This window comes from Bradyrhizobium sp. i1.15.2 (assembly GCF_040548425.1).
GTDB lineage: Bacteria > Pseudomonadota > Alphaproteobacteria > Rhizobiales > Xanthobacteraceae > Bradyrhizobium > Bradyrhizobium canariense.
Genome location: NZ_JBEPRQ010000010.1, coordinates 141640 through 166856, shown reverse-complemented (window position 1 = coordinate 166856; position 25217 = coordinate 141640). Strand labels below are relative to the sequence as shown.

The 25217-nt window shown below is 63.4% G+C and carries 23 protein-coding genes; 9 read left to right on the top strand and 14 right to left on the bottom strand.

The window, feature by feature from the left end:
* Positions 1-5 precede the first annotated feature (5 nt).
* The 5 genes from argC (ABIB80_RS20060) to ABIB80_RS20040 all read right to left on the bottom strand — a co-directional run bounded on the left by argC (ABIB80_RS20060) (position 6) and on the right by ABIB80_RS20040 (position 6418).
* Positions 6-1052 (bottom strand): N-acetyl-gamma-glutamyl-phosphate reductase, encoded by a 1047-nt coding sequence (gene argC, locus ABIB80_RS20060; protein ID WP_007591529.1) that lies wholly within the window; start codon positions 1050-1052, stop codon positions 6-8.
* Between the two features lie 99 nt (positions 1053-1151).
* Positions 1152-2150, bottom strand: coding sequence for an N-acetyl-gamma-glutamyl-phosphate reductase (argC, locus tag ABIB80_RS20055; RefSeq protein ID WP_007591530.1), 999 nt, complete (start codon positions 2148-2150; stop codon positions 1152-1154).
* Positions 2147-2815: an FMN-binding negative transcriptional regulator gene (locus tag ABIB80_RS20050; RefSeq protein ID WP_007591532.1), complete on the bottom strand. Its 669-nt coding sequence runs from the start codon at positions 2813-2815 to the stop codon at positions 2147-2149. The genes argC (ABIB80_RS20055) and ABIB80_RS20050 overlap by 4 nt, the downstream gene beginning before the upstream one ends.
* Before the next feature lie 297 nt (positions 2816-3112).
* On the bottom strand, positions 3113-5713 hold the full coding sequence (locus ABIB80_RS20045; protein ID WP_354128172.1) for a DUF3857 domain-containing protein: 2601 nt from the start codon (positions 5711-5713) through the stop codon (positions 3113-3115).
* A gap of 174 nt (positions 5714-5887) precedes the next feature.
* The gene (locus tag ABIB80_RS20040) at positions 5888-6418 is read right to left on the bottom strand and encodes a DedA family protein (protein WP_354128171.1); all 531 of its coding nucleotides are present in this window, start codon (positions 6416-6418) and stop codon (positions 5888-5890) included.
* Positions 6419-6691: 273 nt separating this feature from the next.
* Here ABIB80_RS20040 and parE point away from each other — a divergent pair, with 273 nt between their 5' ends.
* The 4 genes from parE to ABIB80_RS20020 all read left to right on the top strand — a co-directional run bounded on the left by parE (position 6692) and on the right by ABIB80_RS20020 (position 11184).
* Positions 6692-8734: a DNA topoisomerase IV subunit B gene (gene parE, locus ABIB80_RS20035; protein ID WP_247286189.1), complete on the top strand. Its 2043-nt coding sequence runs from the start codon at positions 6692-6694 to the stop codon at positions 8732-8734.
* 467 nt (positions 8735-9201) lie between these two features.
* Positions 9202-9984, top strand: coding sequence for an outer membrane protein (locus ABIB80_RS20030; protein WP_007591537.1), 783 nt, complete (start codon positions 9202-9204; stop codon positions 9982-9984).
* Positions 9985-10206: 222 nt separating this feature from the next.
* Positions 10207-10392 carry a hypothetical protein gene (locus tag ABIB80_RS20025; RefSeq protein ID WP_007591540.1) on the top strand — a complete coding sequence of 62 codons (186 nt, stop codon included), beginning with the start codon at positions 10207-10209 and terminating at the stop codon, positions 10390-10392.
* Between the two features lie 21 nt (positions 10393-10413).
* The gene (locus ABIB80_RS20020) at positions 10414-11184 is read left to right on the top strand and encodes an SDR family NAD(P)-dependent oxidoreductase (RefSeq protein ID WP_007591541.1); all 771 of its coding nucleotides are present in this window, start codon (positions 10414-10416) and stop codon (positions 11182-11184) included.
* Between the two features lie 109 nt (positions 11185-11293).
* Here the strand turns inward: ABIB80_RS20020 and ABIB80_RS20015 are convergent, their stop codons facing one another.
* Positions 11294-12061 (bottom strand): outer membrane protein, encoded by a 768-nt coding sequence (locus ABIB80_RS20015; protein WP_007591542.1) that lies wholly within the window; start codon positions 12059-12061, stop codon positions 11294-11296.
* A 179-nt stretch (positions 12062-12240) separates the two neighbouring features.
* Entirely contained in the window at positions 12241-13458 is a 1218-nt protein-coding gene (locus ABIB80_RS20010) for an FAD-dependent oxidoreductase (RefSeq protein WP_354128170.1), read from the bottom strand.
* A 151-nt stretch (positions 13459-13609) separates the two neighbouring features.
* Between ABIB80_RS20010 and ABIB80_RS20005 the strand changes: the two genes are divergently transcribed.
* Positions 13610-13750 carry a hypothetical protein gene (locus tag ABIB80_RS20005; RefSeq protein WP_245285860.1) on the top strand — a complete coding sequence of 47 codons (141 nt, stop codon included), beginning with the start codon at positions 13610-13612 and terminating at the stop codon, positions 13748-13750.
* 142 nt (positions 13751-13892) lie between these two features.
* Here ABIB80_RS20005 and ABIB80_RS20000 read toward each other — a convergent pair whose 3' ends face one another.
* Positions 13893-15407 (bottom strand): caspase family protein, encoded by a 1515-nt coding sequence (locus tag ABIB80_RS20000; RefSeq protein WP_354128169.1) that lies wholly within the window; start codon positions 15405-15407, stop codon positions 13893-13895.
* A gap of 211 nt (positions 15408-15618) precedes the next feature.
* Between ABIB80_RS20000 and ABIB80_RS19995 the strand changes: the two genes are divergently transcribed.
* From ABIB80_RS19995 to fabA, 4 genes are all read left to right on the top strand, one after another.
* Positions 15619-16584 (top strand): AraC family transcriptional regulator, encoded by a 966-nt coding sequence (locus ABIB80_RS19995; RefSeq protein ID WP_354128168.1) that lies wholly within the window; start codon positions 15619-15621, stop codon positions 16582-16584.
* Between the two features lie 298 nt (positions 16585-16882).
* Positions 16883-18469, top strand: a complete 1587-nt coding sequence (locus tag ABIB80_RS19990) for a DEAD/DEAH box helicase (RefSeq protein ID WP_354128167.1) — start codon at positions 16883-16885, stop codon at positions 18467-18469.
* 166 nt (positions 18470-18635) lie between these two features.
* On the top strand, positions 18636-19703 hold the full coding sequence (locus ABIB80_RS19985; protein WP_354128166.1) for a GGDEF domain-containing protein: 1068 nt from the start codon (positions 18636-18638) through the stop codon (positions 19701-19703).
* 108 nt (positions 19704-19811) lie between these two features.
* On the top strand, positions 19812-20342 hold the full coding sequence (fabA, locus tag ABIB80_RS19980) for a bifunctional 3-hydroxydecanoyl-ACP dehydratase/trans-2-decenoyl-ACP isomerase (protein ID WP_354128165.1): 531 nt from the start codon (positions 19812-19814) through the stop codon (positions 20340-20342).
* Positions 20343-20416: 74 nt separating this feature from the next.
* Here the strand turns inward: fabA and ABIB80_RS19975 are convergent, their stop codons facing one another.
* The 6 genes from ABIB80_RS19975 to sufC all read right to left on the bottom strand — a co-directional run bounded on the left by ABIB80_RS19975 (position 20417) and on the right by sufC (position 25162).
* Positions 20417-20842: a TfoX/Sxy family protein gene (locus ABIB80_RS19975; protein WP_007591550.1), complete on the bottom strand. Its 426-nt coding sequence runs from the start codon at positions 20840-20842 to the stop codon at positions 20417-20419.
* A gap of 136 nt (positions 20843-20978) precedes the next feature.
* Positions 20979-21389 (bottom strand): HesB/IscA family protein, encoded by a 411-nt coding sequence (locus tag ABIB80_RS19970; protein WP_081747958.1) that lies wholly within the window; start codon positions 21387-21389, stop codon positions 20979-20981.
* A 74-nt stretch (positions 21390-21463) separates the two neighbouring features.
* Positions 21464-21835: an SUF system Fe-S cluster assembly protein gene (locus ABIB80_RS19965; RefSeq protein WP_007591551.1), complete on the bottom strand. Its 372-nt coding sequence runs from the start codon at positions 21833-21835 to the stop codon at positions 21464-21466.
* The gene (locus tag ABIB80_RS19960; protein ID WP_007591552.1) at positions 21832-23079 is read right to left on the bottom strand and encodes a cysteine desulfurase; all 1248 of its coding nucleotides are present in this window, start codon (positions 23077-23079) and stop codon (positions 21832-21834) included. The genes ABIB80_RS19965 and ABIB80_RS19960 overlap by 4 nt, the downstream gene beginning before the upstream one ends.
* Entirely contained in the window at positions 23076-24398 is a 1323-nt protein-coding gene (sufD, locus tag ABIB80_RS19955) for a Fe-S cluster assembly protein SufD (protein ID WP_354128164.1), read from the bottom strand. The genes ABIB80_RS19960 and sufD overlap by 4 nt, the downstream gene beginning before the upstream one ends.
* Before the next feature lie 11 nt (positions 24399-24409).
* Positions 24410-25162 carry a Fe-S cluster assembly ATPase SufC gene (sufC, locus tag ABIB80_RS19950; RefSeq protein ID WP_007591556.1) on the bottom strand — a complete coding sequence of 251 codons (753 nt, stop codon included), beginning with the start codon at positions 25160-25162 and terminating at the stop codon, positions 24410-24412.
* Between the last annotated feature and the right edge of the window lie 55 nt (positions 25163-25217).

Genomic DNA, 25217 nt, shown 5'->3' with positions numbered 1-25217 from the left:
TCCGATCAGGGAAACAGCGCGATCTGCTCCAGTCCAGCGGTCTCGGGAAATCCGAACATCAGGTTCATGTTCTGGATCGCCTGACCGGCCGAGCCCTTCACCAGATTATCAAGCACCGAAATCACGATGGCGCGGTTCTTGATCCGGTCGGCGATGACACCGATCTGGACATAGTTCGAGCCGCGTACGTTCTGGGTCTGCGGTAGCACGCCCTTCTTGACGACATGCACGAACGGCTCGTTCGCGTAGGCTTTCTCGAGGGCGGCCCGCAAATCGTCCGGCGTCGCGCCATTGAGCTTGACGTAGGACGTGCAGAGCTCGCCCCGCGACATCGGTATGAGATGCGGCGTGAAATTGACGGTCACGCTCGCGCCCGCCGCGACGCCGATCTCTTGTTCGATCTCCGGCGCATGCCGGTGCGTGCCGACCGAATACGGCGAAATCCCCTCGCCCGCCTCGCTGAATAGCGTGTTCTGTTTCAGGCCGCGTCCGGCGCCGGTGACGCCTGACTTGGCGTCGATCAGGATGTCATCGACGTCGATCAGATTTGCTTTCGCCAGCGGCACCAGCGCCAACAACGCTGCCGTCGGATAGCAGCCGGGACAGGCGACCAGCCGCGCCGCGGCAATCTTCTCCCGATAGAATTCGGTCAGGCCGTAAACGGCTTCGCCCTGCAACTCGAGTGCCTGATGTTCGTGGCCGTACCACTGCGCGTAGGTGTCCTTGTCGCGCAGCCGGAAATCGGCGGACATGTCGAGGACCTTGATCTTCGGGTTGGCCTTCAGCACGGCCGCGATGATCTGCTGCGTGGTGCCGTGCGGCAGCCCGCAGAACACCGCATCGAGCTTGCTCCAGTCGACCTCTTCCCATTCCACGAGTTGGGGCAAATCCAGCATGAAGAAATGCGGAAACACCTCGCCCATCGACTTGCCGGCGTGGGTGTTGGCGGTGAGCGCGACGATCTCGGCATTCGGATGCCGCGCCAACAGGCGCACCGCATCGGCCCCGGTGTAACCGGAGGCGCCGAGAATGCCGATCTTCTTCGAGCTCATCACGCGTTCCTTTCAGGCGTCACTGGATCGTCTTGCCGGGCCGAAAGTTGCAGCATCGCTTCGTCCGCCGGGCTGGCCTCGCGAGCAACGCTCGATCGGCTACTCGTCGGCAAGGCCCAACATCAGTCGCATGTTCTGCACGGCCGCGCCGGAGGCGCCCTTGCCGAGATTGTCGAGCCGGGCGACCAGCACCGCTTGGTGATGTTTGTCGCTGGCGAAGACGTAGAGCTCGAGCATATTGGTCTCGTTGAGCGCTTCCGGCTCAAGCTTGCCGCCCTTGGTCGCTTCGTTCTGAAGCGGCATCGCCGAGACGTATTTCGAGCCGGCGTAACGCTTTGCCAGCGCGGCGTGGAGATCGGCGCCGCTGGGCTTGCCGGGCAGCGTGTCGAGCTGGAGCGGCACCGAGACCAGCATGCCCTGCCGGAAATTGCCGACGGAAGGGATGAAGATCGGCCGCCGGGTCAGGTTCGAATAGAGCTGCATCTCCGGCAGATGCTTGTGCTCGAAGCCGAGGCCGTAGAGTTCGAAGGACGGCGCGCTGCCGTCCTCGAAAGTCGCGATCATCGACTTGCCGCCGCCGGAATAGCCGCTCACCGCATTGACGGTGACGGGATAGTCCGCAGGCAGCAGGCCGGCATCGACGATCGGTCGCAGCAGCGCGATCGCGCCGGTCGGATAGCAGCCGGGATTGGAGACCTTCTTCGCAGCCTTGATCTTGCCAGCCTGATCCGGCGTCAGTTCCGGAAAGCCATAGGCCCAGTCGGGCGCGACCCGGTACGCGGTCGAGGCATCCAGCACCCTCGGCCCCGACGGCCCCATGCTGTCGATCAGCGCAACCGTTTCCCTGGCAGCATCGTCCGGCAGGCAGAGGATGACGAGGTCGACCTCCTCCATCAGTGCCTTCTTCGCGGCGGGATCCTTGCGCTTGTCCTCGGCGATCGTCTTCACGACCACGTCGTTCTGCAGCTTCAGCCGCTCGTTGATGCCGAGCCCGGTGGTGCCGGAGCCGCCGTCGACGAAGACGGTGGCGGGCTTCGTCGCAGCGCCCGTCTTCGGGGCGTTTTTGGTGTCAACGAGGCTGGCTTCAGAAAAGGTCATGGCGCGCTCCTTTCGAGCATGTTGGTCTCGGATGCGAAGGCTTCCGGCCTTACGTCCTGCATCAGTTGCGCAATCTCCCTGGCGTCGGCATGGGCTTGCGCGCCAAGAGCGTTGGCGATCGCCGTATAGTCGGCGTCGGACTTGTGCTGGTTGAGCTTGAAGCTGCCTTCGACCTCTTCAACCGCCATGACCAGACCCACGATCGCCTTCTTCATCGCCTCGAGCCGCCCCGCCGTCATCTTGCCCGACGTCCATGGCGTCTTCGGCAACAGCCAGTTTTCGAACTTCTCCCTGAGCGTGTCGATCTGCACCGCCAGCTCGTCATCCGACAGAAGCCGCACCGGCCCGCTGAGATGCACCGACTGGTACAGCCAGGTCGGCACCTGATCCGGCGAGACGTACCAGTCCGGCGACACGTAGGCATCGGGGCCGTTGACCGCGAGCAGCCAGGAGCTCGTCCCGTCCGCAAGCTTTAGCAGGGGATTGTGACGGGCGACATGAAAGGCAGCCTGCGGCGTGCCGTCCGCGGCATAGGTCAGATAGAACGGAATTGGCGAGGCGACCGGCTTGTGGCCGTCGAAGGCGCACACGGTGCCGAAGCCGCGCGTGTCCGCAAATTTCAGGCTCGCGGCGCGGTCTTGCTTGAAAAAGGGTGGCGTGTACATCGTTGTCTCCTGCTGGGCCTCCTTGGGGGCCGCCGGATCAGATCGCGCTGACAGGAGAGAGAATGCCGCGGATCGGATCCAGCGGCAAAGACGATGATCTCAAACGCGATCGACCGCCCAAACCGCTAAAGAGCGGCGGCGGCGGCGGGCGAACAAAATGGTCGCGGCGTTGATCATGGCGGGCGGCTATAAGGCCAGATCGGCGAGCCGTCAAGGTATTGGAACCGGTCATTCCGGGCTGCCGTAGCCAAGAGAGGGGGCCGGTGCGCTCGATCGGCTGGCCTGCACTCGCCGTCGCTACCACCTGGCCATGCCGAGCTGGCTGAAGAGAATCTCCCAAAAGGAACCTGCGCGGGTTAGCTCGTATAAATGGGCGCTTGCCTGGCCGTTTCCAAGATTGGACGCCTTGCTGTACCACTTGATCGCCTGCCGGGTGTCCTTGGACACGCCCGTGCCGCTCTCATACGCCCACCCCAGATTGTATTGGGCCAACCCGTCGTTCTGATCAGCGGCCTTGCGCAGCAAGGATATACCCTTGGCGAGATCCTGCGGCACGCCTTCGCCTTTGATGTGCAAGAGGCCCAGACGTGTTTGCGCGAACGTCAAGCCCTGGTCAGCCGCCTTCGAAAACAGATCGAAAGCCAAAGAGAAGTCTTGGGGAACGCCGCGTCCGTCCCAGTACATAGCTGCAAGTCGGGATTGGCTAAAAGCGTTCCCCTGATCCGCCGCCTTGGCGTACCAGTCGGCCGCCTGCTTCTCGTCGCGAGCTGTACCCAGGCCCATCTCATAGACGTACGCAAGACTCTCCTGGCCGTAGGCATCGCCCTGTTCGGCAGACAGGCGAAACCATTTGATGGCCTCCGCGCTATTGCGCTTAGTCCCACTTCCGTTCCGGTACATCGCTCCCAGATAGAATTGCGCACGTGCGCTTCCGATTTCAGCCAGCGGCTTCAAGCGCTCCATCGCGCGTTCAAAATCATGCGCAAGATATGCGCTCACGCCGTCCTTGAAGTCGGCGCTGACGTCGATGACCGAGGATCCGCCTTTCGAGGTCACGCCGATCAGCCCGTACTTGAACTCGTCAAGCTTATCGAACCCTTTCTCGATTGCCGGAGCAAACTCTGCCGGACAGACCGGCGCATCGAGTGTAAGGCGAAGAACTGCGTTGGAACGAATGGTTCGGCCATCGAGGTCAATGGTACCACTCACGTCAATCCGGCCGTGAACGTCTCCGTAGCCTGTCCTGCCCTCGAAAGTCGCCGAATAGACGACCGGCGCCGGTTTTTCGTAGAAGAAAGTGTTTTCGGGAATCGTGAGCGAAGCGGCCTCGCGGTATTCCATCGGCCGACAAACAAACGGCCGCCCGCTCGCCTGGCGCGCAACCAACCGCAAGAGCGATTGCCTTGGATCCGTCAAAGGCAACATCCTGACGCGCGTGGGCCGATCAACTTCGAGGGCTTTGCTGATCTGAAATGTTGACGTGATGGCGTAGTTGTCCGTCAGCTCGCGCGGATTGGGGTAAGTATAATCACCGGTGCCGGTCAGGCCGGCCTGCTCGATCAGCCGGCTGGCGGCCATCCGCCGATCCGCATCATCCAAGCCCTGCGCGACCACGCGTCCTAATTGTGCACCGACGCCTGTCCCGGACAGGATCGACCGGACCTCGCGCTTCCCGTCCTTGCCAAGGACGTAGTCCGTTTCCGCGGCCAGCCGGAAGCGCGCCGGCTCGGTCATGGGGATGCGGCCCAAGGCACCTCTGTCGATGTTGAGGACCGGCTTGCCCGCAAGCTCCGGCGGCAGCGATCCGAAGGCAAAGAGAGAGGCTGTCGGATCGAGGTACTGGTCAATCTCCGGGACGTAAGCGATCGCGTGGTCAAAATTTGGCGTCGCCACTTCGGTGAGCATGTACCTTGCGTCCGAGTTCACCGCGACCAGATTGGCTTCTATGCCCTGGGCGGCGAGCAGCGCCTTGAACAGTGTCGCGTGCGCCTTGCAGTCGCCATAGCGCGACGCAAGCACGGCCGAGGCGGGCTGAGACGTCCAGCCGCCGTCCTCGAGGCCAATGCCGACGTAGCGGATATTACGGGCCACCCAATTGTAGATGCGCTCGATCTTCGCGCGTGCGCCGATGGCGTCGCCGACGATCTCCTGCGAAAGTCGTGTAATCCTCTCATCCGGTCGCGCCATGGGGGCGTTGCGGGAGTTCAGCGTCGCCGCGAAAGCGGAATAGTCAGCAAACGTGCTCACCTCGAAACGCTCTGCACCCGCGAGAGTCTCCTCGTCGATCTGCCGGGGTCTCGGCGCGTCTCGCCGGAAACGCACCCGATGGATGATCCGATCGTTCACTCTCTCTTCATGGTGCTCGACGTTGCGCAATGCGATCCGCAGCGGCCTGGATGCCGGTCCGTCAACGGTCACTTCGAGTAACTCGGGTGGCTGGTTAGCCGGCTCGCTCCAAAAGCGCGCAAACTCACCCGGAAATCTCGGCTGCTTGGCCTTGTAGACCAGACGCCCGCGGATGCTGTCGCCGGGAGCAACATGCGGAAAGGCGATGATCCTGTCGCGCACCTCGTCGAAATAGGGAGATGAGGAATCTGTCGATGCCGGTTGATCGCGAATGGCGCGCTGATCCACCGCGACCACGCCGCCGTCTGCCTTGAGAGTGGCAAGCTCGATTGACGTCAAATCGTCAAAATAGCTGTTGTATTGAAAACGTTGCTGCGCGATGGCTGCTGCGCCCTTCTCGTCGAGCGCCTTGATTTCGAACTCGAAGACCTCGGTGCTGAGCCCGTTCTCATCGAAGCTAACGGCATCGCGGGCCACCGTTCGGCGCCAGCCCGGGTCGATCCAGCCGGGCCTACCGTCGCTATCCGGTGACTCGGCGGCACGCAGTTTCATGCACGGCGACGAGAGTAGCGATGCTGCCAGAAAAGCTGAACAAATTCGTACGATCATATGCTGAGCGCTCGGCCGTCAGGTCGGCAGCTCAACTAGCAGGTGAAAATTACCAGCCGCACTCTCGGAAAGAACAACTTTTAAGTTTCTCCACGACCTTCCAAGCCGCGCGCTTTGTCACACCACGCGCCAGAGCCATTCCATGATCTTCGCGATCACGTCGCCGAACAGCAGCAGCGCCGCCGACCAGATCAGCGCCGAGACGAAATTGGCGGCCTGGAAGCTCCAATAGGGCATCTCGAAAATGCCGGCTGCAAGTGGCACGGAGGCACGCAAGGGGCCGAAGAAGCGTCCGATGAAAATGCTCGGCACGCCCCAGCTGCGCACGAAAGCCTCACCCCTGGGCAGGAGTTCCGGATAGCGCGAGAGCGGCCACATCTGGGCGACATGCTCCTTGTAGCGATAGCCGAACCAGTAGGAGACCCAGTCCCCGAGTGCTGCGCCGATGCCGCCGGCGATCCAGACCGGGTAGAAGCTGATGCCGCTCACCCCGATCAGCGCGCCGATCGCGACCAGCGCGCCCCAGGCCGGGATCAGCAGCGAGATGAACGCGAGTGACTCCCCGAAGGCGAGCACGAACACGATGGGAGCTGCCCACGTCTGATGAGCGCGCACGAAATCGGCCAGCGCGTGCGCATACTGCTCCATTCAAAATAGCCTTTCCGCCCTGCCTGAAGGTGCTGCTCGATGAAAAGGACTGGTAAGCCAAGGACTTGTGTGACATCAAGTCACAAAGTCCGATCCAGACCGGACCGGAACGTCACATTGGCGGGAATTGATGGGGCTGCGGCGTAAAATCGCCGGGATTGGCTCCCAACCACACCGCCCGGCCCGGCCTGCGATAACCTTTCCAGGTCAGAAGTGGCATAGTCGGCCCAACCGATTCGCCGCTCATGCGGCCCTCAAAGCGCATAAAGATATATGTCCAAGCAGTTGAAGCCCAAAGCAAAAGACGATTTTTTCGGCGGCGATGAGCCCAAGCCCCGCGCCGCCAAGGCCGCCCCACGTGCGGGCGGCGCCGAGGCCGACTACACGGCAGCCGACATCGAGGTGCTCGAAGGTCTGGAACCGGTGCGCCGCCGGCCCGGAATGTATATCGGCGGCACCGACGAGAAGGCGCTGCATCACCTCTTCGCCGAAGTTATCGACAACTCGATGGACGAGGCGCTGGCGGGGCACGCGACCTTCATCGGAGTCGAGTTGAGCGCGGACGGCTTTTTGACCGTCACAGACAACGGCCGCGGCATCCCGATCGATCCGCATCCAAAATTCCCGAAGAAGTCGGCGCTCGAAGTCATCATGTGCACGCTGCATTCGGGCGGCAAGTTCGACTCCAAGGTCTACGAGACCTCGGGCGGCCTGCACGGCGTCGGCATCTCCGTGGTGAACGCCCTCTCCTCGCTGCTCGAGGTCGAGGTCGCGCGCAGCCAGAAACTCTATCGCATGACGTTCGAGCGCGGGCACCCGAAGGGCAAGCTCGAGGATCTCGGCAAGATCAACAACCGCCGCGGAACCCGCGTGCGCTTCAAGCCGGACACCGATATCTTCGGTGCCAAAGCCGCGTTCAAGCCGCAGCGCCTGTTCAAGATGACGCGTTCGAAGGCGTATCTGTTCGGCGGTGTCGAGATCCGCTGGAATTGCGCGCCCGAACTGCTCAAAGGCGTCGACGACGTGCCGGCGGAAGCGACGTTCCACTTTCCAGGTGGGCTCAAGGACTATCTGGCCGCCGCGATCCATGCCGACACGCTGGTGCATCCCGACATCTTCTCCGGCAAATCGGGCCGCAACGGCGCGCATGGCGCCTGCGAATGGGCGGTGGCTTGGACCGCGGATGCCGACGGCTTCCTCTCCTCCTACACCAACACCGTGCCCACGCCCGACGGCGGTACGCACGAATCCGGCCTGCGCAGCGCGCTGCTGCGCGGCCTGAAGGATCACGCCGAGCGCGTCGGCCAGGGAAAGCGCGCGTCGTCCATTACGTCTGAAGATGTGATGGTCGGCGCAGCCGTGATGCTCTCGGTATTCGTGCGCGAGCCCGAATTCCAGGGCCAGACCAAGGATCGCCTTGCCACGGCCGAAGCGCAGCGCATCGTCGAACAGGCGATGAAGGATCCGTTCGACCATTGGCTGTCGGGCAATCCGAACCAGGCGAACAGGCTGCTCGACTTCGTGGTTGACCGCGCCGAGGAGCGGCTGCGCCGCCGGCAAGAGAAGGAGACCGCGCGCAAGACCGCCGGCAAGAAGCTGCGTCTGCCCGGGAAGCTCGCCGATTGCAGCGATGCCGGTCTGGACGGCTCGGAACTCTTCATCGTCGAGGGAGACTCGGCCGGCGGCAGCGCCAAGCAGGCGCGCGACCGCAAAACCCAGGCCGTGCTGCCGCTGCGCGGCAAGATCCTCAACGTCGCGTCCGCCGGCAAGGACAAGCTGACGGCAAATACGCAGCTCGCCGACCTCGTGCAGGCGATCGGCTGCGGGATGCTCGCGCAGTATCGCGAAGAGGATCTGCGCTATCAGCGCATCATCATCATGACCGACGCCGATGTCGACGGTGCGCACATCGCTTCGCTGCTGATCACCTTCTTCTACCGGCAGATGCCGCGGCTGATCGACGAAGGCCATCTCTTCCTCGCCGTGCCGCCGCTCTACAAGCTGACCAACGGCACGAAGTCGGTCTACGCCCGCGATGACGCGCACAAGGCAGCGCTGATCAAGAGCGAGTTCAACGCCAACGCCAAGGTGGAGGTCAATCGCTTCAAAGGCCTCGGCGAAATGATGCCGGCGCAGCTCAAGGAAACCACCATGGATCCGGCAAAGCGGACCATGCTGAAAGTGGTTCTGCTCGCCGACGACCGCGACACCACGGCGGATTCGGTGGAGCGCTTGATGGGCACCAAGGCCGAAGCGCGCTTCGCGTTCATCTCGGACAAGGCCGAATTCGCCAATGACGATTTGCTGGACGTCTGATCCGCAGGCGCTACCCGGTCGTATCCCATCCAGAGCCCCGGCATGAAGCCCGGGGCTCTTTTGTTTTTGGGGACGACAACCGCTCTTTCCCGCCGATCCTGCCCGCCGATCCTGCCAACGGTCCGCCTCGATTTCGGTGATTCCCTGCCTCGTCGCATCGCGACTCGGCCAACGACTCACCCAGTCAGGCTGATGCAGGATTGCCTCCGTTTCGGACAAAGCCGGATTCACTAACGAGAAGTTACCAAAATACAAATCGCAAAATTCGGCGTATCACTTTGATAATGCAGGGTTATTTCATACTTCGACAGCGACACTCGGAATCCCTGCCGTGCGGCGTTTCCCGGCAACTGTGCCTGCTCTGCAACAGCATTTCGGAGAGAAGCAGGTATAGTCCGGGACATCAGATGACACGGACTTCAGTGCGCTCGCGCCTGCCAGACAGACCAAAGCTTGGGGATTTTAAGATGAAGAAGATTTTGCTCGCACTGACCGCGGTTGCCGCGATGACCGGTTCGGCCTCGGCCGCTGACCTTGGCGCCCGTCCCTACGTGAAGGCCCCGATGGCAGCGCCTGTCGCCAGCTGGACCGGCTTCTATCTCTTCGGCGGCGCCGGCGGCGGCCTCTCGGCCGCTGACCAGCGCGTGCAGACCACGGTCGGCGCAGTTCCCCTGACGATCGATCAGCGCCAGGGTGGCTCGGGCTGGTTCGGCACCGTCGGTCTCGGCTACGACTGGCAGTTCAGCGGCACCTGGGTCGCCGGCGTATTCGCTGACGGTCAGTTCGGCAGCATCCGTGCTACCATCCAGGATCCGATCGCTGGCATCACTGGCAACCAGAAGCTGGAAGATTCCTGGGCCGCTGGTGTCCGCCTCGGCTGGCTGGTCGCTCCGAACGTTCTCTCCTACGTCAACGGCGGTTACTCGGGCGCTCACTTCGGCCAGACCAACTTCATGACCCTGGCCGGCGTGCCCGCCGGTATCCATCTCAACAGCTACAACCGCAATGGCTGGTTCGTCGGCGGCGGCGTCGAGAACAACCTGAACATCTTCGGCATCCAGTCGCCCGGCTGGTTCATGAAGACCGAATATCGCTCGGCCTTCTACAACGCCAAGACCCAGAACGAACTGTTCGATGCTGGCAACGTCCTTGTGGGCCGCGACATCCGCGCCAACACCTGGAACCAGACGATCTCGACTTCGCTGGTCTACCGCTTCAACTGGACCGGTCCGGTCGTCGCGAAGTACTGATCTGATCTGACCTAATCTTCAGACGTCAAAGCCCCGGCATCGCCGGGGCTTTTTCGTTGTACGGTGCTTCAGCGGACCTTGCGTGGACATGCATTCACCCTGCGGCCTGCATCAGCAGCCATTGTATCCCGACCACGGCTACGGCTAGTCTCCCGGCAAGTTTTCGGGCCGCGGCTATCGTCATGCTGCGGCACGACAGAGCGGACCAATGGGGAGGAATGCATGCGCAGATTTCTGCTTGTAGCAGGCCTGTTTGCCCTTGCCGTCGGGCTGCTCTGGATCGGACAGGGCACGGGCACCGTCGCGTGGCCGCGATCGAGCTTCATGGTCAACCAGTTGCAATGGGCCGGCTATGGCGCAGCCATGGCCGGCTTCGGGCTGGTGCTGATCTGGCAGAGCAACCAATAAAAGAAACCAGGGAATAGCAGCATGACATCCAGTCGGTTCGATCTCCGCGGCAAGGTCGCGATCGTCACGGGAGGCAATGGCGGCATCGGGCTCGGCATGGCCCGTGGCCTCGCCGACGCCGGCGCCAACATCGCCGTGGTCGGACGCAACGAAGCCAAATCTACCGCCGCCGTTGCCGATCTCAGTCAACGCGGCGTGAAGGCGATCAGTGTTCCCACCGACGTCACCGACAAGGCGGCCATCGCCGCGATGGTCGAGCGTGTCGTCGGGGACCTCGGCCGCATCGACATCCTCATCAACAATGCCGGCATGAGCATCCGCAAGCCGCCGCACGAGCTCGAGCTCGACGAGTGGAATACGGTGATCAACACCAACCTCACCAGCGCCTTCCTGTGCTCGAAGCTGGCCTATCCGGCGCTGAAGGCGTCCGGCAACGGCAAGGTGATCAACATCGGCTCGATGATGTCGATCTTCGGCGCGAGCTTCGCGACGGCCTACGCGGCGAGCAAGGGCGGCATCGTTCAGTACACGCGCGCCTGCGCCAACGCATGGGCGCCCGACAACATCCAGGTCAATGCCATCCTGCCGGGCTGGATCGACACTGACCTGACCCGCGGTGCGCGGCAGCAGGTATCGGGATTGCACGAGCGGGTGCTGGCACGCACGCCTGCGGGGCGGTGGGGCGACATCGACGATTTCGCCGGCATTACCGTGTTCCTTGCCTCGTCCGCCTCTAACTTCGTCACCGGCACCGCGATCCCCGTCGATGGCGGGTTCTCGGTGATGGCGTAGATCGTACGCGATAAACCTGCACACAAAAAAGAAGCCCCGGACAATGCCGGGGCTTTTGAATTTGGGTAGTGATCGTCTTTTATGGCTGCTTGGTCGTTCGTTGACCCACTCAGTAGCGGGCGATGACTGGCGCGTCGAACTTGTAGCTGGCGCGCACGACGGCCCACTGGATGTCGCGCGGCTTGGCATCGAAGCTGTAGTTGCCCGACGTGCCGCCAAGTTGATAGGTCTGGCTGGCGAAGGCTGCGTAGTTGTATTCGAGGCCGACGATCCAGTTGCGGGTGATGCCGTATTCCCAGCCGGCACCGACGGTCCAGCCGTTGGCCCAATGGGTTTGACCGCCGGAACCGGTGGCCGGACCGACCGTATCGGTGACCGACAGACGGTTGTTCACGCCGGCATAGCCGCCTTTGATGTAGAACAGGTTGTTCTGCACGGCGAAGCCCGCGCGACCGACGACGGTGGCAAGCACATTGGCGCGCCAATCAAAGACGTTGCCGCCCGGAGCAAATGCCGTGTTCACGACCGTGCCCTTGTTGTCGAGGCCGGAGATCGTGCCTTCCATACCGAAGACGTAGTTGTTGGCCTGCCAGTTGTAGCCGATCTGGGCGCCGCCCATGATGCCGGCGCTGCGCTGACGGTAGCCCTGCCCCAGGGTCAGATCGCCGAACGGCGCGCCGGTCCCGTTGTTGATGAACTGCTCGTTGGTCCATGCGCCGCCGATGTGGCCGCCGACATAGAAGCCGGTCCAGTTGAACATCGACTCCATATAGGCCGGCGCCTTCGTGTAGCGCGCGCCGAGATCGGCGGCGGAAGCGGCGCCCGTCGAAACCAGAGCGGTCGTGCAGGCGAAGGCGGCAATCAACTTGGTACGCATGGTACACCCCGTGTCCTTTGATGGGTGCACGCTCACACGCAGGTCTTACTCAAATTTGAATCAAGACAGTTAAGACGCCGGATTGGCAAGCAGCGCGCCTTCAATCCATCTGAACTGTTGTACGCAGGCAACGCCCTGAGCGCGATTTAACGCCGCGTTATCCCTACCGGGTCCTTGCGCTACCGTGCCGCCGCAGCCTTCGACTGCACGTGCTCGGGCCGGACGCCAAGCGCGATCAGGCGCGCCGGAATGCCCTGGAGCCACGGCAGCGCGGTGATCAGGCGCACGATCAGCGGCACTTTCAACGGCCGGTCGCCGCCTCGCAAGGCGCCGCTGATGATGTTGTTCTGCACGATCATCTGCATTCGCTGCGTCATCTTCACCGGGAATTCGCGGCGACGGCGCACGGCGTCGAGCTCGTTCTCCGACGGACAGCCGTGCTGCAGCTTGTCCGCCAGCAAATTTGCGGTCGCGACCGCATCCTGCACGGCGAGATTGACGCCGACGCCGCCGACCGGCGACATCGCATGGGCGGCGTCGCCGATGAGAAGCAGGCCCGGCTGCGTCCAGCGCTTCAGGCGGTTGATCGCAACGGTCAGCAGCTTGAAATCGTCGAAGCTCTTCACGTCGGCAATGCCGTTCTTCAGGATCGGCGCCATGCGGACGACCTCGTCAAGCAGCGCCTGCAATCCCCTCGCCTTCACCGCGTCGTATTGTCCCTTGGCGATGACATAGGCGCACTGCCAATAGTCGCCGCGGTCGAAGGTGATCATCATCTTGCCGGGCTCGACGCGCGCGAACACGTTCTCGGTCTCGTTCGCCTTGCGGCCGACGCGAAACCACAGCACGTCCATTGGCGCGCCGATCTCCTCGACCTCGAGGCCGGAATGCTGTCGCACGGTCGAATGCCGGCCGTCACAGGCGATGGTGAGATCGGCTTCGATGTCCACGATGCCATCAGGCGTGTTCGCCCGCACGCCGGCGATGGTCTCGCCGTGGCGGATCAGATCGACGGCCTCCGTGTTCATCATCACCTTCAGCGAAGCGAAGCGCTGGCCGGCCTCGCGCAGGAAATTCAGGAAATCCCATTGCGGCATGAAAGCGATGAACGGGTACTTGGTGCGGAGGCGGCTGAGATCGGCGATGCGAACGGGGGTACCGCCGAACAGGCCGTCCATCTTCTGCAAGCGCTGATGCGGCAGCTTCAGAAATCCGTCGATCAGGCCGAGCTCGTCCATCACCTGGAGTGTCGAGGGATGCACGGTGTCGCCGCGGAAGTCGCGGAAGAAATCCGCATGCTTCTCCAGCACCACAACATCGATGCCGGCGCGCCCGAGGAGATAGCCGAGCATCATGCCGGCCGGTCCGCCGCCGACGATGCAGCACCGCACTTTCAACGAAGAGCCCTGGGGATGCTGCGAGGTACGGGTTTCACGGCCGGGCCCTCATTTACGGGTCAAGGTTTCTGTGCAGTGCAGCAAGCAAGATTCATTTGCCGCGATTGTGAATGGCCGTTAGCCTTGCCACCAATTCCGACTGATTCAGGACATGGCAGTGCAGACAATCCTCATACTGCTCGGCGTCTGGATCCTGATCAACGTGCTTTTCGTCTTGATCATGATCGCACCGCGCAGGCCGCCGCTTGCGCCGGTGCGCATCGAACAGAACGGTTATCCGTACGAGGAGTAGGAGAAGTTCCTGCTGCGCCGCGTCATCATCTCGATCGCGATGGGCGCGTTCTTCTTGCCGACTCCGCCCTTGATCGAGGCCGTCAAGCGCTTCATCAGGAAGCGCCGCGAATAGCTACGGCGGACGCGTCCTGCTCGACACCTCAATTGTTGCTGCGGTTCGCGCTGCGGAAGCTCTTGATCTCCGACACGCTGCCGTCGCGATAGGTCAGCTCCACCGAGATGAACTGCGTTGCCGGCGCGAGCTTCATGTAGAGCGGCATGCCGGCGCTGATCGCGCTGGGATCGCGCATGTCGCAGCCCGGCATCTTCAAGACCTGGTTCGGAACGGCGGTGTCGATGCCGATGCGCACCTCGCGGATGGCGCAGCGGTAGGACACGAGGTGCGTGTAGTAGACCAGCAGCCCGTTGAACTCGCGGAATGACAGCCAGCTCGTCGCGGTCATGTCGAGGATCTTGCGCTGGTCGCGGATCAGCGCGGCTTCGGGATTGAACCTGATCGGGAACGGGCCCTGCATGTCACCGGACTGGTCGACATAGCGGACCTCGATGGTGCCGGCTTGCGCGTCCGGCGGCAATTCGATCGACGGGTTCGGCATTCTCTTGCGCGTGCGCGGGTCGAGCGTATCGATGAAGCCGGTTTCGCGGAAGTCGCCATTGCCGGCCATGCGCCAGGAAACGCCGAGGGTCGGATCGGCAAAGGAGAACACCACGCTCCAGCCGCCATTGTGGCGCGAGAAGCTCGCGATCGGCGCGTTGGTGGTCTCCTCCTTCGGCACGCGCGGCACCGAGACCGGTGGCAGCGCCGCGAGCTTCTGCGCCGGCGGATCGGCCGGGCGCGCGGCGGCATCCTTCGCGACGCCGCCGAGGAAGACGTCATCGACCATCTGATCGAAATAGACCGGCACTTGCCTGTGCTTGACGGTGTCGGCCATCTCGCTGACGAGACGGCGCGTACGCTGCGCCACTTGCACCAGGTTCTCGCCGGGCTGGAGCAGTTCCTTGGCGAAGGTGCGCGTAAACACCGAATTGGGATTGGCGTCGTCATTGGAGAGACGGTCGAGCGCGGTCTGGCGCGGGCCCGCGGAGAAGACCGAGAACACGCCTTCGGGCAGCTGCACCATCGAGGCAAGCCCGCCGCCACCGGCGACGGCGCGGGTACCCTTGCGCTCGAACGGGTTGTTGCGGCAGGCGTCGAACACCAGGATCGAGGTTCGCGCCTTCTTGTTCTGGAGGCGCTCGACGATGCGATCGGCCAGGATGGAGGCGTCACGCACCAGCTCTTCCTGCCCTTCCGTGGCCGCCGGCACGTCCGTCGGCAGCAGGTAGTTCTGGCCTGCGATTTCGAAGCCGTGGCCGGCATAGAAGAAGAACGCGGTGTCGCCGGGCTCGATCGTCCGATCGAACGCGAGCAGCGTCTCCGAAAATTGCTGCCGGCTCTGGTTTTCGGCGACCATCACCGAGAAGCCGAGCTGCTTTAGCGTATCGCCCATGGTGCGGGCGTCGTTGACCGCCTTGAGCAGTTTCGGAACATTCCTGTAGTCGTTGTTGCCGACGACGAGCGCAACGCGCTTCTCGGCACAGGCGGGAAGCGCGAAACCGCTGAGGCCGGCCGCGAGGCCAAGCGCTGCCAGTACTCTGAAAAGCCGACGCGTCATCGAAAATCCCTCAAGAACAGCCCACGCCGGTTCCTTCGAACAGCGGTTCATGGGAACCGCGTCGTTGATGTGATAGTCGGCCCAGCCATAGCGCTGGTTCAACAGCCCTGAGGACTCAGGTTCTGTCGTCTAGCCTATGGCAGATCCCGCTGGAATCTGCTTTTTCTCAATCAATTCTTGTGGGCAATTCCGCTGGAAGCGAGGGGCCGCCGTGTATCGCTGGTGCACCGACGAGGTCGAGCCGCACGATCGCTTCGACTTTTGGCGCGAGGTGCGCGCCAAGGGCCTGTTCGGCGTCACCGCCGAACTCGAGCGCGAACGCCGCGCCGACTTCTTCGGCGAATTCTCGCTGCGTCAGCTTGGCGGAGCGGGCCTCGTCGAGCTGAAGGCCTCGCACTACAATGTCGAGCGCAGCATGACCGACATCGCTCACGCGCCGGGCGACAGCATCTGCGTCTATCAGCAGCTTGGCAGCGGCGGCTGGTTCGGCGGCATGCGCGGCAGCGATTTCACGATCGCCAATGGCAGCTTCGCCACCAGCCATACGGACCTGCCCTATCGCACGACGCCCCTCGGCGCAGGAGGCTTCCACCTGCGGATCCTGAAGATTCCCGTGATCGGCCTCTCCACGCAGGACAAGCGCATGCGCGAGCTTGCGCCCCGGACGTTCGACGATTCCACCCTGGCGCCCCTGCTTGGCGCCTGCTTCGCCGATCTCGGTGCGGTTGCCGCAGGTGACGACGGCGCCGCCGATGCCGCTTCCCTCGTCCAGGCTTTAGCCCATCTGGCGTTGATCGAGCGCGGCATCCTGCGGTCCAGCGGCCGCCTCGGGCAGGCCGCGCTGCGGACCGCCCGGCTCTCGCACGCACGGCGCCTGATCGCGCGCCACCTGCAAGACCCAAATCTGGCGCCGACCATGGTGGCCGACCTGCTCGGCATCTCCGTGCGTCACCTGCATATGCTGTTCGAAAGCGCGGCCAAGAGTTTCTCGCAAACCGTGACGGAGGAACGCCTGAACCGGAGCCGCCGCTTGATGCGCGAAGCCCCGGACCGGTTGATCGCCGACATCGCGACCTCCTGCGGCTTCGACAGCCTCGCGACCTATTACCGAGTCTTCAACGCCGCCTACGGGATGGCCCCCGGCGACTTCCGGGCCCAAGGTTCGGAAGGGCGTTAGCCGACGTTTGGACAGCTCCGGCCGATCGCCGGATTGGGCGGAAAACCGCAGCCTCGCCCGCTATTTGGGCGAAAACCTCAGGTTTTTTAGGGCCTTCCCGCGCCTGCTCCATTGACTTTGGCCGATTCCCGCCTATGTTCCGTGGCGACGCGGCTCAGATCGAAGAGCGATTCCTGAGCCTGGCGCTTTGTTCGCGTGAGTCAGCACCCCCAGCTTCTTTGAGAGCGCGCCGTTTCGGGGTGGAACGCGACAGCCTTATTACCCTCGATTCCGAACGGCGGTTTCGACCAGAGGCTCAATGTCTTTTACCCATCTCGGACTATCCGAAAAAGTCCTCGCCGCAGTGGCGGCCACCGGTTACACCACCCCCACCCCCATTCAGGAACAGGCGATCCCTCACGTCCTCGCTCGCAAGGACGTGCTCGGCATCGCCCAGACCGGCACCGGCAAGACCGCGGCCTTCGTGCTGCCGATGCTCACCATTCTTGAAAAGGGCCGCGCCCGGGCGCGCATGCCGCGCACCCTGATCCTCGAGCCGACCCGCGAACTCGCGGCGCAGGTGAAGGAAAACTTCGACCGCTACGGCGCGGGCCAGAAACTCAACGTCGCCCTCCTGATCGGCGGCGTTTCCTTCGGCGACCAAGATGCCAAGCTGACGCGCGGCGTTGACGTGCTGATCGCAACTCCCGGCCGCCTGCTCGACCACACGGAGCGCGGCGGCCTGCTGCTCACCGGCGTCGAGCTGCTCGTCATCGACGAAGCCGACCGCATGCTGGACATGGGCTTCATTCCCGACATCGAGCGCGTCTGCAAGCTCGTCCCGTTCACGCGGCAGACCCTGTTCTTCACCGCGACCATGCCGCCGGAGATCCGGCGCATCACCGAAACCTTCCTGCACAATCCGCAGAAGGTCGAGGTATCGAAGCCTGCCACGACCGCTGTCACCGTTACGCAGTGCCAGGTCCCGGCCGGGCGCGAGGCGCACGAGAAGCGCGAGCTGCTTCGCCGACTGCTGCGCGAGGCCAAGGATCTCCAGAACGCGATCATCTTCTGCAATCGCAAACGCGACGTCGCCGTCGTTCACAAATCGCTGCAAAAGCACGGCTTCAGCGTCGGTGCGCTTCATGGCGACATGGACCAGTCGGCCCGCACGGCGGCACTCGAGCAGTTCCGCAAGGGCGAGCTGCCCCTCCTGGTCGCGTCCGACGTCGCCGCCCGCGGCCTCGACATCCCCGAGGTCAGCCACGTCTTCAATTTCGACGTTCCCCACCATCCCGACGACTATGTCCATCGCGTCGGCCGCACCGGTCGCGCAGGCCGGTCCGGCATGGCGATCTCGCTCGTTACGCCGCTCGACCAGAAGTCGATGGTGGCGATCGAGAAGCTGATCGGCCAGAGCATTCCGCGCGCCGAAGGCGATTTCGAAGTCCGCACCGATGCATCCGATGCGAGCGAGCGTCCGCGCGAGCAGCGCGGCCGTGAACGTTCACGCGGCGGACGCGGCAAGCCGCAGCGCGGTCGCGATCGCGAACGCAGCCATGAGCCGCGCGAACCACGTGGCGAGGCACAGCCTTCTGTCGAAGCACGGTCCGTTCCCGAGGCAAGGCCCGCTTCCGAAGCAAAGCCCGCGCGCGAGGCAAGACCTTCGCGTGAAGCAAGACCTTCGCGTGAAGCCAGACCTTCGCGTGAGGCAAGACCTCCGCGCGAAGCCAGGCCAGCATCCGAGCCGCGTGACGGTGCGCGCCAGCAGGCCAATCCGTCGCATGTGCCGTCGATCGGCCGTCCCGAGCCGCGCCGCCAACGCGAGGCCGACAGCGAGCCGGGCGACCACTCGCATCTGCCGGCATTTCTGCTGCGTCCGGTTCGCTCCCCCGCCGGCGCCTGAAGCACGATACGCGCCCGGCTTTGGTTGAAACCAAGCTGGCGCGCACTTTTTCGGATGCATTCGTGGACGTATATTTACGGGGCGTTCACGATCGTCCGTTAGCCTACGAACATAATTTAAGTATTGCTGCGGTCGCCGGCACGCTGATCGCTGTGGGGTATGTTCCGTGGTCAAGGTGCTCGACGAACACGAACGCACGATGGCGTTCGCCGAGGTAGCGCTCGGTCAGATCCGATCGCTACGGCAGACGGCAATTCCCCGCAATTACGAGATCTGGTACGTCTACGCCACCGGCTACAACGCTCCACTCAACAAGATCATCAACGAGACGCTGGCGCGGAGCGGCAAGCTCACCGAAGCCGATCTCGATCAGATCTACGAGACCTACCTCTCCCACATCAAGACTACCGACCGCATCGACAAGGTCGGCGCGCGCGTCATCGGCGAGATCGACGACGTGATGAAGGTCCTCGGCGACGCGCTCGGGATGACCGGCTCCTACGATGCCAGCCTGTCGGGCGCGACCGAAAAGCTGTCATCGGCCAAGAGCCGCGAGCAGCTCAAGTCGATCGTCGAGACGCTGCTGCATTCGACCCGCGAGATGCGCGAGACCAACAAGGCGCTGGAAGACCGGCTGACGCTGTCGAAGAGCGAGATCAGCAACCTCCAGCAGAGCCTGGAGGCGATCCGCGCAGAGAGCCTCACCGATCCGCTGACGGGGCTCGGCAACCGCAAATATTTCGATCGCATGATCGACATGGCCGTGGAAGGCGCGCTCGCCTCCGGTGAGCCGCTGTCGCTGCTGCTGGTCGACATCGATCATTTCAAGTCGTTCAACGATTCCTACGGTCATCTCACCGGCGACCAGGTGCTGCGGCTGGTCGGCCTGTCGCTGAAGCAGACCATCAAGGGCCAGGACATCACCGCCCGCTATGGCGGCGAGGAATTCGCGGTCGTGCTGCCCAACACCGCGCTGCGCCAGGCCCTCACGGTGGCCGATCACATCCGCCGCGCGGTGATGGCCAAGGAATTGAAAAAGAAGTCCACCGGCGAAATCCTCGGCCGCGTCACCATCTCGGTCGGCGTCTCCATGCTCAAGCCGGGCGACGACACCGATGCGCTGATCGAACGCGCGGATGCCTGCCTCTACGCCGCCAAACGCAACGGCCGCAACCGCGTGATCTGCGAGGCCGATCCGGAATTCGCAGTCGAGACGCACAACCGGGTGGCGTGACGCCGAAGCCACGCACCGCCACCCGCGCTTGACATTCTGACCGGACGAACGACATCTCTCTCGCCGCCTTGAGGGGTCCGCCCGCGAGCATCCGGAGGACTTGTCGTCTTGCCCAACCCGCATGATTTTCACACGCCGCAACCGTCCTACACGAGGGATGAGCTGCTGAGATCGAGCGAGGGCGGCTATTTCGGCCCGGGCAATGCGCAATTACCGGCGCCGCCGATGCTGATGATGGATCGCATCACGGAGATCAGCCTGGACGGCGGCGAGTTCGGCAAGGGCCATATCGTCGGCGAGCTCGACATCGCGCCGGGCCATTGGTTCTTCGATTGCCACTATCGCGGCGATGCCACGATGCCGGCCTCTCTGGGGCTGGATGCCATGTGGCAGATGGTCGGCTATTGGCTGGGATGGTCGGGCTCCCCGGGCAAGGGCCGCGCCATCGGCGTCGGCGAGGTCGCGTGCACGGGCGAGGTCACGCCGAACGCGCAACGCGTGCGCTACGAAGTCTCCATGAGGATGGTCCGGCGCGGCAAGCTGGTGCTCGGAATTGCCGACGGTCGCGTGCTGGCCGACGGCATCTGCGTCTTCACCGCCACGGACATGCGGGTTGGTCTGACCAAGACCGTGGAGTGAAGTCGTAGGGTGAGGCAAAGCGAAGCGTGCCCACCATTACAGGTCGCAATCGCGGGAAGATGGTGGGCACGGCGCTAAGCGCCTTTGCCCACCCTACGAACCGCCTTCTTGATTGTTCGTTTATTCGCCGGCGGCTTCTTCGCAACCTTCTTCGCCGCCTTCTTGAGCTTGGGCCGCTTCTTCACCTTGGCGCGCTGGGCGGCGGCGAGCGCGGCCCTCGCCCATTGCGAAAGCTCCTCGGAATCGTCGAACAGCCGAGCCGGCAGCTCCCAATAGGAGTTCACCACCACGGTCTTGGCGCGGGTCGCGTATTGGAACGGCTTCGAGCCTTCCGCTTCAAAATCCGGGATGGTCACCTCGTCGGCGCGGAAAAACAGGCCGGCGCGCAAGGCCAGCGCGAAATTGACGCCGTCGGCGGAGATGCCGTAGCCGGAGAACATTTTTCGGATGGCGACGGGGCCGAAATCGGCGAACAGGTCGATCAGGAATTCGCGGTTCATGGCAGGCTTCCCGGGGCGAGCAGCCCAGCGTTCATACCACCGCCGTCATTGCGAGCGAAGCGAAGCAATCCAGGCTGTCGACGCGGAGACAGCCTGGATTGCTTCGTCGCAAGTGCTCCTCGCAATGACGGAAAAACTACCCGTCGATCTGCGCCGGGCGCAGCTCGACCGACTCGCCGCAGCCGCAGGCGGAGATCTGGTTGGGGTTGTTGAAGACGAACTGGGCCTGCATCTTGTCGGCCTTGTAGTCCATCTCGGTACCGAGCAGGAACAGCACGGCCTTCGGATCGACCAGGATCTTGACGCCCTTGTCCTCGACGACCTCGTCGGTCGGGCGAACATCATGGGCGTATTCGACCGTGTAGGACTGGCCGGCGCAGCCGCCGTTCTTGACGCCGACGCGCAGGCCCACAATCTCGGAATCGGCGCGCTGGGTCAGCTCGTTGATGCGCTGGGCAGCAGCATCCGTCAGCCGCATCACTTGTGGGCGCGGCCGCCGCGGTTTCGGAGTGGATGCTGGTGTCGAGCCCGACGATATCTGTGTCATGTCAATGATGTGGTCCGTTGCCGAGCGAATTCAATGCCAAGGATCTAACGAGTATCTAAAGCCAGGGTTACGCGTCACCACATGTTGAGCACGAGGCGGGCCTCGTCGCTCATGCGTTCCGGCGTCCAGGCCGGCTCCCAGACCACCTTGACGTCGACCACGCCGACGCCGGGAACGCTGGCGACCGCGTTCTCGACCATGGTCGGCAGCTCGCCGGCAGCCGGGCAGTTCGGCGTCGTCAGCGTCATTTGCACGTCGACCGAGCGATCGTCCTTGATCTCGACCTTGTAGATCAGGCCGAGCTCGTAGATGTCAGCCGGGATTTCCGGGTCGAACACGGTCTTCAGCCCGGCGATGATCTCGGTGGTGAGACGCTCGGTCTCCTCAGGCGGCAGCGCCGACTGGGTTTCCATCGGATTGGCTTTGATTTCGGCCGTGTCACTCATGCGAACAAATCCCGCGCCTTCAACAGCGCCTGTGCCAGATGATCGACTTCTTCTCGCGTATTATACATGCCGAACGACGCCCGGCATGTGGCCGTGACGTTGAACCGCTCTAAAAGCGGCATCACGCAATGGGTGCCGGCGCGCACCGCGATGCCCTGGCGGTCGATCACGGTGGCGACGTCATGGGCGTGCGCGCCCTTGAGCTCGAAGGAGATCACCGGGCCCTTGCCCCGCGCCGTCCCGATCAGCCGCAGCGAGTTGATCTCGCGCAGCTTGTCCTGGGCGTAGGTGACGAGATCGTGCTCGTGCGCGGCGATGCGCTCCTTGCCGATCGAATTGACGTAGTCGATGGCGGCGCCAAGCCCGACCGCCTCGACGATCGCCGGCGTGCCGGCCTCGAATTTGTGCGGGGGATCGCCGTAGGTGACGACGTCGCGCGAGACCTCGCGGATCATCTCGCCGCCGCCGTTAAACGGGCGCATCGCGACCAGGTGGTCGTACTTGGCCCAGAGCACGCCGATGCCGGTCGGACCGTAGACCTTGTGGCCGGTGAAGACGTAGAAGTCGCAGCCGAGGTCCTGGACGTCGACTGGGATATGCACCGCGCCCTGGCTGCCGTCGACCAGCACGGGAATGCCGCGGGCATGGGCGATCTTCACGACGTCCTTGACCGGAACGATGGTGCCGAGCGCGTTCGACATCTGCGTGATCGCGACCAGCCTGGTCTTCGAGGTCAGCAGCTTTTCGAATTCGTCGATGAGGAAATTGCCCTCGTCGTCGACCGGGGCCCATTTGATCACGGCACCATGGCGTTCTCTGAGAAAATGCCAGGGCACGATGTTGGAGTGGTGCTCCATGATCGAGATAACGATCTCGTCGCCTTCTTTGATGTTCGGCTCGCCCCAGGACGAGGCGACGAGGTTGATCGCCTCGGTCGCGTTGCGGGTGAAGATCACTTCCTCAGGTCGCGGCGCGTTAATGAACTGCGCCACCTTGATGCGGCCGCCCTCATAGGCCTCGGTCGCGGCATTGGCGAGATAATGCAGGCCGCGATGCACGTTGGCGTATTCGGAGGTATAGGCCTGCGTCATGCGATCGAGCACGGCGCTCGGCTTCTGTGCAGAAGCCGCGTTATCGAGATAGACCAGCGGCTTGCCGTAGATCTGCATGGCCAGCGCCGGAAAATCTTCGCGCACGCGCGCAACGTCGTAAGAGCCGTTCTTGACTGCCGGATGCATGCTCATTGGCGCCGCTCCAGCCAGCGCTCGGCAATGCCGATCACGTGCTCGCGCAGATCATCGTCGGCGATCTGCTCGATCGCCTCGCCGACGAAAGCCTGGATCAGCAGCGCCTGGGCCTGCTTCTCCGGCAGGCCGCGCGCCTTCAGGTAGAACAGCAGGCTGTCGTCGAGCGCGCCGGCGGTGGCGCCATGGCCGCAAGAGACGTTGTCAGCGAAAATCTCGAGCTCGGGCTTGTTGTCGGCTTCCGCTTCGTCCGAGAGCAGCAGCGCGCGGATCATCATCTTGCCGTCGGTCTTCTGTGCGTCGGGACGAACGATGATACGGCCCTGAAACACCGAGTGCGCACGGTCGTCGATCACGGCGCGGAAGACTTCCCGGCTGACGCAGTTCGGCACGGCGTGGTCGACCACCAGGGTGGTGTCGCCATGTTCGGTCTTCTGCAACAGGTTCACGCCGTTAACGGAGAGCTCGCTGCCCTCGCCCGCCAGCGTGATGAAGCCTTGCAGGCGGCTGACCGCAGCACCGGTGGTCATGTTGAAGAAATTGAGCTTCGTGTTCGCACCGACCGTGACGAACTGCGAGGTAATGTTCACCGCATCCGGCGAATCGTCCATCAGGCGGATATGCGCGACATCGGCGTTGTCGCCGACCCAGAGGATGACGGCGTCGTTGACTTGATAGGCGCTCGTCTTTCCAGCCGCGACGAAGCTTTCGATGATCGTCGCCCGGGCGCCCTTGCCGATACGCAGATGCGAGCGCGTGAACGACGAGGCCGAAGATGCGGTCGCGACATGAATAAGTTGGACCGGGGCGGACGGCTGCGCGCCATCAGCGACCGAGATCACCACGCCGTCGGTCGCCATCGCCGCATTGAGCGAGATCACGGCGTCGCTTGAAATGGTCTGCAGGAGATCGGCGGCGGCGGGATTGGCCTTGTTCTCCAGCACCTCACGCAACGTCTTGACGCTCACCTCGGAGCCAAGCGCCTTCAGGTCCGACAAATCGGCCGCGAACACGCCGTCGACCAGCACCAGCTTGCGGGCGCCCGCGATCGCATGCGCCTTCACGGCGTCCGCGGCACGCTTCAACGCAGCCGCATCGGGTGCAGCCGCCAGCGGCAGCACCTCGCCGACCAGCGCGCGCAGATCGGTGTATTTCCATTCCTCGATCCGGCGGTGCGGCAGGCCGAGACGCTCATAGGTCTCGAACGCCTCGCGACGCACCGCGATCACGGAAGGCGAACCCGGCAGACGGCCTGCGGCGCTGGCGAAGAGATCGCTCACCGCGCGGCCATTTCCGGTCTTTGCCACAGCAACGTTCATCGCAAAATTCCTTACGCGGCGTCCTCGAACTGGGCGTAGCCGGACGCTTCCAACTCCAGCGCCAGTTCCTTGCCGCCGCTCTTCACGACACGGCCCTTCGACATCACGTGCACGATGTCGGGGACGATGTAGTTCAGCAACCGCTGATAGTGGGTGATAACGACCATCGCGCGCTTGGGCGAATGCAGCGCGTTGACACCATCGGCCGCAATGCGCAACGCGTCGATGTCGAGGCCGGAATCCATCTCGTCGAGGATGCACAGGCTCGGCTCAAACAGCGCCATCTGCAGCACCTCGTTGCGCTTCTTCTCGCCGCCGGAAAAACCGACATTGACGCCGCGCTTGAGCATGTCCTGCGGGATGTTCAGCGACTTCGAGACTTCGCGGACTTTCTTCAAAAAGTCGGGCGTCGAATATTCGCTCTCGCCGCGCGCCTTGCGCTGCGCGTTCAGCGCGGTACGCAGGAAATTCATGGTGGAGACGCCGGGGATCTCGACCGGATACTGGAACGCCAGGAACACGCCCTTGGCGGCGCGCTCGTTGGGGGCCATCGCGAGCAAATCTTCGCCCTTGAACAGGATCTCGCCGTCGGTCACCTCGTAACCCGGCTTGCCGGCGATGACGTGGGACAGCGTCGACTTGCCGGAGCCGTTCGGCCCCATGATCGCGTGGATCTCGCCCTCGTTCACGGTCAGCGTCAGCCCGTGGAGGATCTCACGTTCCTCAACACGAACCTTGAGGTCTTTCACTTCGAGCAAAGCCATATCTTGTTTCCATCTATCTCCTCATCCTGAGGAGCGCCGCAGGCGCGTCTCGAAG

Coding starts and splice junctions, on each gene's coding strand:
- ABIB80_RS20045 (WP_354128172.1), bottom strand. CDS start 5,713: ATGAAACTGCGTGCCGCCGAGTCACCGGATAGCGACGGTAGGCCCGGC.
- parE (WP_247286189.1), top strand. CDS start 6,692: ATGTCCAAGCAGTTGAAGCCCAAAGCAAAAGACGATTTTTTCGGCGGC.
- ABIB80_RS20025 (WP_007591540.1), top strand. CDS start 10,207: ATGCGCAGATTTCTGCTTGTAGCAGGCCTGTTTGCCCTTGCCGTCGGG.
- ABIB80_RS19975 (WP_007591550.1), bottom strand. CDS start 20,842: ATGAACCGCGAATTCCTGATCGACCTGTTCGCCGATTTCGGCCCCGTC.
- ABIB80_RS20020 (WP_007591541.1), top strand. CDS start 10,414: ATGACATCCAGTCGGTTCGATCTCCGCGGCAAGGTCGCGATCGTCACG.
- ABIB80_RS20000 (WP_354128169.1), bottom strand. CDS start 15,407: ATGACGCGTCGGCTTTTCAGAGTACTGGCAGCGCTTGGCCTCGCGGCC.
- sufD (WP_354128164.1), bottom strand. CDS start 24,398: ATGAACGTTGCTGTGGCAAAGACCGGAAATGGCCGCGCGGTGAGCGAT.
- argC (WP_007591530.1), bottom strand. CDS start 2,150: ATGACCTTTTCTGAAGCCAGCCTCGTTGACACCAAAAACGCCCCGAAG.
- ABIB80_RS20030 (WP_007591537.1), top strand. CDS start 9,202: ATGAAGAAGATTTTGCTCGCACTGACCGCGGTTGCCGCGATGACCGGT.
- ABIB80_RS19970 (WP_081747958.1), bottom strand. CDS start 21,389: ATGACACAGATATCGTCGGGCTCGACACCAGCATCCACTCCGAAACCG.
- ABIB80_RS20040 (WP_354128171.1), bottom strand. CDS start 6,418: ATGGAGCAGTATGCGCACGCGCTGGCCGATTTCGTGCGCGCTCATCAG.
- ABIB80_RS19960 (WP_007591552.1), bottom strand. CDS start 23,079: ATGAGCATGCATCCGGCAGTCAAGAACGGCTCTTACGACGTTGCGCGC.
- ABIB80_RS20015 (WP_007591542.1), bottom strand. CDS start 12,061: ATGCGTACCAAGTTGATTGCCGCCTTCGCCTGCACGACCGCTCTGGTT.
- ABIB80_RS19965 (WP_007591551.1), bottom strand. CDS start 21,835: ATGAGTGACACGGCCGAAATCAAAGCCAATCCGATGGAAACCCAGTCG.
- ABIB80_RS20005 (WP_245285860.1), top strand. CDS start 13,610: ATGGCAGTGCAGACAATCCTCATACTGCTCGGCGTCTGGATCCTGATC.
- ABIB80_RS20050 (WP_007591532.1), bottom strand. CDS start 2,815: ATGTACACGCCACCCTTTTTCAAGCAAGACCGCGCCGCGAGCCTGAAA.
- sufC (WP_007591556.1), bottom strand. CDS start 25,162: ATGGCTTTGCTCGAAGTGAAAGACCTCAAGGTTCGTGTTGAGGAACGT.
- ABIB80_RS19990 (WP_354128167.1), top strand. CDS start 16,883: ATGTCTTTTACCCATCTCGGACTATCCGAAAAAGTCCTCGCCGCAGTG.
- argC (WP_007591529.1), bottom strand. CDS start 1,052: ATGAGCTCGAAGAAGATCGGCATTCTCGGCGCCTCCGGTTACACCGGG.